We start from the raw sequence: 4,903 nt of genomic DNA on the forward strand, positions 1-4,903 counted from the left end.
GTGTCGTAGACGTGGTGGATCTGGTCGTTGCTCTGCGCCGGATAGAAGTCACCCCCCGAGAGCTGGGCGACCTGGGCCAGCGAGGCGTCGTCGACCGGTACCGGGACGGGCTTGTCGTCGAGGGTGATGGTGCCGTCGATGGTGCCGAAGGAGATGGTGCTGATCGGTATGTGCAGCTTCCCGGCCTGGGTGGAGACGGCGAACTCGTCTTGGCCGACAGTCTGTTTCCCGTCGCTCATCAGGACGATCCGGGCCGGGGGCGGTCCACCCCCGCCGCCGGGGATACGGGCGTTGAAGTCCTCGATCGCGGTCAAGGCGGCGGCGAGGGCGTCTCCGGTGGCAGTGGCCTCGGCCAGCTTCAAGGTCCTGATGGCGTCGACACCTGCCTCGTGGTCGAGTGTCGGGGAGACGAGGACCGCGGCGCTGCCGGCGAAGGATTCGACGCCGAGGTTGATGCCGGGGGTGAGGTCGTGTGCGAAGCGGGTTGCGGCGTCGGTGGCCGCAGCGATCCGGGTCGGCGTCACATCGGTCGCCTGCATGGACAGCGACACGTCGATGACCAGCATCACCGTCGCACGGTCGCGCGGTACCCGCACTTCCGCGGTGGGCCCGGCCAGGCCGACCACGAGCAGGACGAGCGCCACGACGAGGAGTGCGGCAGGGATGTGCCGGGGCCATCCCGGTCGACGCGGTGCGATCCGATCGAGCAGCGTGATCTGAGTGAACCGCATGGTGTAGCGCAGCCGCGTGCGCTGCACCCACACGTATCCCGCGAGGACGGCGCCGACCGCGACCAGGAGCGCGAGCCAGCCGGGATCGGAGAACCCGTCGATCGGCATCCTCCCAGTACAGCGCGACGTGCATGCGGCGGAGGTGAATGCCGTCCCGGAACGGCAGGCGGCTCGTCCGGTACCCGCCGTCGGCGGAGACGGTCGAGGCGGTTCTGCCGATCTACACCTTGTCGCGGGCCGGTGGCTGCGGCGGGGCCTGAGCCGCGCGGGGGCCGAGAGCCAGCGCGATCAGCACTGCCGTCATCGCGAGCAACCACGTGGTCTCGAACCACGTGGGCGCGGACACCGCGAGAAGACCCGAGGTAATCGTCGCTAACCGCAGGTGCTCGCGTTCAGGGTGCGGGTCCTCCAGCACGCACCCAGTCTCCCACCAAGCCGGGCGCCGTGGACAGCACACCGTGGACAGCGCGCTGCGAGTGGAAGCCTCGGATGCCGAGGCATGGTGCCGGGCAGCGCCGTAGCCGTCGTGTCACTACGGCGGTGTCGCGGCGGGGCCGTGCGGGGTTGCGGAGGTGCAGGAATCCGCGAGCGGGACCACCGCCGTCGTGGTGCCTGCGGTGGTCCCGCCTGCCGAGGGCGTCGCCTGCGGTGTCGCGGTGCTGGTCGGCTGCGGCGGGTTGCTGGTCAGCGGGGTGCCGGTGAGGGCCGACGCGACGATCTGCCGGATGTAGCCGAAGTCGGGGTGGGACGGGTCGAACCACCCGTCGGGCTGGTGAGGGTCGGGCAGCGACGGGTCGAAGGCGACGCTGTCCAGATGCAGGTTCTGGACATCACCGGCCAGTGCGGCGAGGGAGGGCAGGAAGGACTGGGGGATGTTGGTGGAGACGCTGTTCGCGGTGGCGGCGGCGACGGCCTGGAAATGGGTGAGCAGGTCGGTGGCGCTCTTCTGCTCGAGCACGGTGTGGATCAGACACCGCTGGCGGCTCATCCGGCTGTAGTCGTCGGAGTCGCGTCGCGAGCGGGCGTACCAGAGCGCCTGGTTGCCGTCGAGGTGCTGAACCCCGGCGGGCACGTACCCGCTGGGGGCCACGTGGGTGCCGTCGGGCAGCACCCCGCCGATCGGCAGCGGTACCGGCCCGACGTCGATCGTCACGCCGCCGACCGCGTCGATGATCGCGGCGAACCCAGCCATGTCGATCTTGGTGTAGTAGTTGATCGGGAGGCCCAGCATCTCCCCGACCGAGGACATGAGCAGGTTGAGCCCCGGGTCGGTGGTGGGCCCGGCCGGGGCCAGCTCGGGATGGTCGGTGCCGTAGGTGTACTCGGCGTTGAGCAGGTAATCGCCCGAGAGCGGGGCACTTGGATCGAAGAACCCGTCCGGGAACTTCGCCGCCATGGCGGAGCCGGGCGGGAACGGTGCCTGCTCGATGTTGCGGGGCAGCCCGAACACGACCGCTCGCGACGTGATCGTGTCGACGCTCGCAACCATCATCGAGTCGCTGCGGGTGCCGGTGCGATCCGATCCGGCGTCGCTGCCGAACAGCAGGATGTTGATGCGCGGCGGCAACGGCACATCCGTGCCCGCGGTACCGCCCGGCCCGGTGGTCGCTCCGGTGGGAAACAACGTGTTCACCATGGTGCGCTGCGACTCGGCGAGATCGGCGGCGAATCCCAACGGGGCTGCGACGATCACGCACAGCATCGCCACCGAGACGGCGCCCAGTACGCGACGGCCCGTCCCGACGGGGCGCGGACGGGCGATCAGATAGGTGCGCACGATGACCGCGATCCACAGCAGGCCGACGGCCACGCACCCGATGGTGATCCCGAGCAGTACCCGTGTGCTCAGTGCCAGTGCGAGCAGACGGCTGCGCCCGACGGTCAGGGCCACGGCCACTGCCGCGCCGACGAGGAGCAGGAACGCCGCGACGATGAGAGAGCCGGTGCGGCGTCGGTGCAGCAGCAGGTGCCCGGAACCGGGCAGCACCGTAGCCGCCGCAGTGGTCAGCAGGGCGCGACCGAGGCCGTGCCCTCGTGCCGGCGGGGCCGCACCGGTTCGGCGCCCACTCCCGTCCTGGGTGCCCGCGGGCGGGACTGCGGTTGCGGGGATCTCGACCGTGGCCGATTCGGCCGGCATCGAGGGCTGCCCCCGGTCGGCTTGTGCCGGCCTGCGGCCTGGCGCCGGGTCCGGGCTCAGGTGGCGGTCGGCCGTGTCCGGCCCCCATGGCTCGGCCTCGGTCGGGGCACGGTGCCGTCCGCCCCGCGGCGCCGGGCCGTCTTCTCGCGGCACCCGGCGGTGCTGCCGGTCGTCGAACTCCATCGCGTCGTCCGTCCGTTCCAGGGTGGACTCGGGATCCCCTCCGCGCCGTCCTCTTTCGACCGACCTCGTCGATATCGTGCCCGGTCATCGGTGGTGGCGGATCGGGTGAGCGTAGTGCGACTCCCCATAGCGCAGCCACCCGGATGCCAGTTCTGTCACGCGGAGTAGGCGAAACACCCCCGTGACACGGCCGGACAGGTGATCGAGATCAGCAGCAATCCTCCTTGACGCCTTTCCGGCAGCCGGGTTGGTGTTGTCCGGTCGTGCCTGTGGCGCAGCAGGGCCGGCACCTGAGCAGGGAGTTCCCGTGCTCGGTCAGTGCACACCCGGGATGGCCGAACCGATCAACCGGCGCCCACGACCCGGAAAGGGGTGAGAGTGGCATCGCGGACAGAAGGAACAACCCTCCACCGGTGTTCCCCATTTCTGCGCGGAGGGGCTGAATGACCGTTTCGCTTTTGGGGAGAGTTAACCCGACACGGTTGTGGGAGCTGATCATCGGCGAGGGTGGGCATCGAGAATCAGGTGGTGTCGACCCCGCGCCCCGCCCGCTCGGCCACCTCCGGTGCTGCCCCCCTGCGAGTACGGATCGGGCGAGGGGTGATCTCACTTCGAGGATCGGCGGCCGCGTGGCTGGCTCGGCCGTTGGCGTCGTTGCACCTGCTGCTGGCGGTGTTCGCGTTGCTGACGACGTTCGGGCTGGTGATGGTGCTGTCGGCGTCGAACGTGGAGTCCGTCGCGCAGGGTGGATCGTCGTACTCGGTGTTCGTGCGTCAGGCCGCGTTCTGTCTGTGCGGGCTGGTCCTGTTCTGGGTCGGGCTGCGCGTTCCGTTGCGGCGGTTGCGTGCTGTGGGCCCGGTCCTGCTCCTGGTCATGCTGGTGCTGCTGGTGGCGGTGCTGATCCCCGGTGTGGGCACGTCGGTCGCGGGCGCCCGGAAGTGGTTCGTGATCCTCGGTCTCTCGTTCCAGCCGGCCGAGCCGGCGAAGGTGGCGCTGGCGATCTGGGGTGCCCATGTGCTGGCGATGCGGCGGCGGGTGCTGCACCTGTGGCGCCACGCGGTCTCGCCGGTGTTGCCCGTCGCGATCGTCATGCTTGCGCTGGTGGTGCTGCAGCCCGATCTCGGTACCGCGGTGTCGATCGGCATCGTGGTCGTCTCGCTGCTGTACTTCGCGGACGTCCCCGGCCGTCTGATGACCGCGCTGATCACCGGAGGACTGCTCGGAGTGGTCATCCTGGGCTTGAGCGCGGCGTACCGCAGCAGCCGGATCACCTCGTTCCTCTCGCCCGACGCGGACCCGCTGGGCGCGGCCTACCAGTCCACCGAGGCGCTGTACTCGCTGGCCGACGGCGGAGTGTTCGGAGTCGGGCTGGGTCAGAGCACCGCCAAGTGGAGCTACCTGCCCAACGCCCACAACGACTTCATCTTCGCCATCATCGGCGAGGAGCTCGGCCTCCTCGGCGCCGTCGCGGTGATCGCTCTGTTCGCGACGCTGGCCTATGTCGGGTTGCGCATCGCGGCCCGCAACATCGACCCGTGGGCGAAGATCCTGACCGCGACGCTGACCACATGGCTCGTCGCCCAAGCGGTGATCAACATCAGCTACGTCGTGGGGCTGCTGCCGGTCACGGGCATCCCGCTGCCGCTGATCTCCTCGGGCGGAACGTCTCTGGTCGTGACCATGTTCGTGTTCGGGATCCTCGCGAACGCCGCGCGTCACGAACCCGAGGCCGCCGCCACGCTGCGGCGCAACCCCGGCCGCCTGACCCGCGTGCTGGGCCTGCGCCCCCCTTCGGCCCGGATCTGACCACCGCTCACGGCGCGTGAGGGTGGGTTCTCGACGGGATCGGGGG

The 4,903-nt window shown here is 70.1% G+C and carries 4 protein-coding genes; 1 reads left to right on the forward strand and 3 read right to left on the reverse strand.

Annotation, left to right across the window (positions count from 1 at the left end; translation table 11 throughout):
• From JWR81_RS09295 to JWR81_RS09305, 3 genes are all read right to left on the reverse strand, one after another.
• The coding region (locus JWR81_RS09295) for a VWA domain-containing protein (protein ID WP_297649474.1) at nucleotides 1-839 on the reverse strand (839 nt) is incomplete at its 3' end.
• A 112-nt stretch (nucleotides 840-951) separates the two neighbouring features.
• The gene (locus JWR81_RS09300; RefSeq protein ID WP_297649476.1) at nucleotides 952-1,146 is read right to left on the reverse strand and encodes a hypothetical protein; all 195 of its coding nucleotides are present in this window, start codon (nucleotides 1,144-1,146) and stop codon (nucleotides 952-954) included.
• Between the two features lie 117 nt (nucleotides 1,147-1,263).
• On the reverse strand, nucleotides 1,264-2,868 hold the full coding sequence (locus JWR81_RS09305; RefSeq protein ID WP_297649478.1) for an LCP family protein: 1,605 nt from the start codon (nucleotides 2,866-2,868) through the stop codon (nucleotides 1,264-1,266).
• An 828-nt stretch (nucleotides 2,869-3,696) separates the two neighbouring features.
• Here JWR81_RS09305 and ftsW point away from each other — a divergent pair.
• A complete protein-coding gene (ftsW, locus tag JWR81_RS09310; protein WP_297649480.1) occupies nucleotides 3,697-4,857 on the forward strand; it encodes a putative lipid II flippase FtsW in 1,161 nt (386 codons plus the stop codon).
• The last annotated feature ends 46 nt before the right edge of the window (nucleotides 4,858-4,903 follow it).

The sequence above is a fragment of the Pseudonocardia sp. genome, assembly GCF_025965585.1.
In the GTDB taxonomy this organism is placed as follows: domain Bacteria; phylum Actinomycetota; class Actinomycetes; order Mycobacteriales; family Pseudonocardiaceae; genus Pseudonocardia.